5 protein-coding genes are annotated in these 2,571 nt (G+C 31.3%); 3 read left to right on the top strand and 2 right to left on the bottom strand.

Annotation, left to right across the window (positions count from 1 at the left end; all coding sequences use genetic code 11):
- Nucleotides 1-113: helix-turn-helix domain-containing protein (locus ACKI3D_RS07145; RefSeq protein ID WP_407393270.1), on the bottom strand; the 113-nt coding region annotated here is incomplete at its 3' end.
- Nucleotides 114-291: 178 nt separating this feature from the next.
- Nucleotides 292-582, bottom strand: coding sequence for a transcriptional regulator (locus ACKI3D_RS07140; RefSeq protein WP_407393267.1), 291 nt, complete (start codon nt 580-582; stop codon nt 292-294).
- A 158-nt stretch (nt 583-740) separates the two neighbouring features.
- On the opposite strand from ACKI3D_RS07140, the gene ACKI3D_RS07135 reads away from it, so the two are divergent.
- From ACKI3D_RS07135 to ACKI3D_RS07125, 3 genes are all read left to right on the top strand, one after another.
- Complete coding sequence (locus ACKI3D_RS07135) at nt 741-1,367, top strand: zinc-ribbon domain-containing protein (RefSeq protein WP_407393265.1); 627 nt, start codon at nt 741-743, stop codon at nt 1,365-1,367.
- Between the two features lie 70 nt (nt 1,368-1,437).
- On the top strand, nt 1,438-2,145 hold the full coding sequence (gene rnp3, locus ACKI3D_RS07130) for a ribonuclease P protein component 3 (RefSeq protein WP_407393263.1): 708 nt from the start codon (nt 1,438-1,440) through the stop codon (nt 2,143-2,145).
- Nucleotides 2,135-2,491, top strand: coding sequence for an Rpp14/Pop5 family protein (locus ACKI3D_RS07125; protein ID WP_407393268.1), 357 nt, complete (start codon nt 2,135-2,137; stop codon nt 2,489-2,491). The genes rnp3 and ACKI3D_RS07125 overlap by 11 nt, the downstream gene beginning before the upstream one ends.
- Nucleotides 2,492-2,571: the final 80 nt, after the last annotated feature.

Raw genomic sequence — 2,571 nt, 5'->3', positions numbered from 1 at the left:
TCTAAGAGTTTGTTCCATGTAAATCTGGAATTGCCTATATTCTGGTTAATTTTAATCTTCATATCTTCATCAGGATACAATCTAACCTTCAAACCCTGATTAACACCTTTCATAATACATTCAACTCCATAAATATTTAATGCATATATAATAATTATAAATAATTATAATATATAATGAAAATGAGAGAGAGAATTTGAAAAGTATTCCCAATGCCCCTTTTGTGAAATTCATCCCCAACCTTAAAGAGGTCGGGGTATTCTTTCACTATTAAGATAAAATTAAGTTAGTTTATTTTTCCTTTTCTTCTTTGGTTTTGATGGTTTCCAATACGTCTTTGCCTGTATCGGTTAATCGGTATAATCTTCCTTTACGAGCTTCTTCATTTATACATTCAACAATGTCTTTACTTTTTAATTCACTTAGAACTTTTGAAATATGGTTAGTTCTAATTCCACTGTCTTTTGCGATGTTAGTTGGTATTTTAACTTCATCTCCAATTGATTTTACTGTCTTTTCACGATATTTAGAAATCTGGACGTAAGAAGTTAATTTCAAAAGCTCATCGTTTTCTTTTGACATAGAAAGTTATATATTATTTATACTATAAAATATTTTATAACAAGTTATATGATAGTTATAATTAAGTTGCTCACGGTTTAAATTTTTATAGGGATAGTTAAATTATTATATGTCTTATTTAAAAAATTTTAATTGATTTAAGGAATTTGTTTGATAATATGAGATGCAGTAAATGTGGTTTTGAAAATAATGATAAGGCAAAGTTTTGCACGAAGTGCGGAAATTCTTTGAATGATGTGGTAGTTGAGAGTTCTGGTTCAAACAATACAAAATATATTATAATTGCCTTATTGGCGGTTATTGTTATTTTGGCAGGAACAATTGGGTTTTTAGCATTAAACGGAACCTTTGACAACACACAAAGTGATGATAATTCCCAACAGGCTGCTGATTCCCAACCGGAAAGCAGTGTTGAATCAAGCGAAGAGGCACCGGCTCAATCTAGTTCATCCTCACAGGTTTCAACTTCTTCTGTTTCAAGTCAATCTAAGTCTTGGGTGTCTATTGGAAAATATTCCGGTTCAGGTTCTGGATCTGAAACCATCAGTGTCCCTGATGGAGACATAATGGTTAAGCTTTCAGCATATCCTATCAAGAATTATGCAACCAATCATTTGTATGTTTCTGGTTCCAATGGTGCATCTGGAGGTGTCGATTGGGGGTCAAAAAGTGCTGTCGAAACAAGATCAGACTCTTTTACATATTCCTCATCTTCATATGAGACATTCACCATAGATTACTATGAAACAGTAAATTGGGAAGTTGAATTTTTCAGATATCAATAGTGATTTAAACAATCACTTTTTTTCTTTTTTTAGATAAATTATTTAATAGATAAAATTATAAACTACTATTATGTTTTTTGATTTGAATATTAAGGGAAGCAGCTTGGAAAATAATGTAGAAATGGCTAAGCAGGCTTCAGAATATGGCTGGAACCATATTAACTTTTCATATAATCAGAATGATTTTGCCGATGCTTTAAGCATTAAAAAGGATTTGGAAAATCGTCTTGATGATATTGATTTTGATTATACATTGGAAATCAAATCAACAAACATAAATGAAATTAATAAGGCTGTCAATAAATTCAGAAGTAAGGCCTCATGCATCAGCGTTATCGGTGGAGATTTGAAGGTTAATCGCGCATGTGTGGAAAATATAAGAGTGGATGTATTGTCAAGACCTTACCTTAAAAGATTTGACAGTTGTTTAAATCATGTATTGGCCAAGGAAGCTGTGAGAAACAATGTGGCTATTGAATTGTGCTTTAAGGATGTTTTAAGAAGCTATTTGTCTCATAGGGCTAAAATCATTTCAAATTTTAGAGATATCTATACGTTATATAGAAAATTTGATTTTCCTTTAATCTTATCTTCCAGAGCCGAATCTGTTTTTGATATCAGAACCACACATGATTTCATTGCTTTTTTTGAAGAAACTGGTTTGACTTTAGAAGAAATCAACAAATCATTTGCCTCTTCAAAAGATATTTTGGAATTCAATAAGAATAGGGATAAAATGATTTTTTCAGGTGTCAGGAGGGTGGATGATGAAGCTTAAGGTATTGCCTCCTACTCTTAGGAAAAACAACAGATATCTGACTATTGATATTAAAATTGAAGAGGAAATTACTAAAGATGATTTGGTAGGAATTATATGGGATGCATGCATTCGATTTCAAGGTGAAATAAATACTTCCAACTTTAATCTGTGGGTCATGAAGTTTTATGAAACTGGAAAAACCGAAGATTATTATTCCTATAAGGCAATTGTCAGATGTCAAAGGGGTTTTGTCAGGCAGGTGAGGTCATCTCTTGCCCTTGTAAATAACTATAATCACAAGAGGGTGGCCATTACAACAATAGGTTTGTCAGGCACTATCAAGGCTTCTCAGAAATACATTTAATTACTTTTTGTTATTTTAAAATAGAAAACTTTATAAATAATATATTAATATAAATATCAATTGGATTTATGGAAAAAAAG

This window comes from Methanobrevibacter sp. (genome assembly GCF_045586545.1).
Taxonomy (GTDB): domain Archaea; phylum Methanobacteriota; class Methanobacteria; order Methanobacteriales; family Methanobacteriaceae; genus Methanocatella.
Note: the sequence above shows the minus strand (reverse complement) of the source record. Positions and strands in the feature narration are given on the sequence as shown.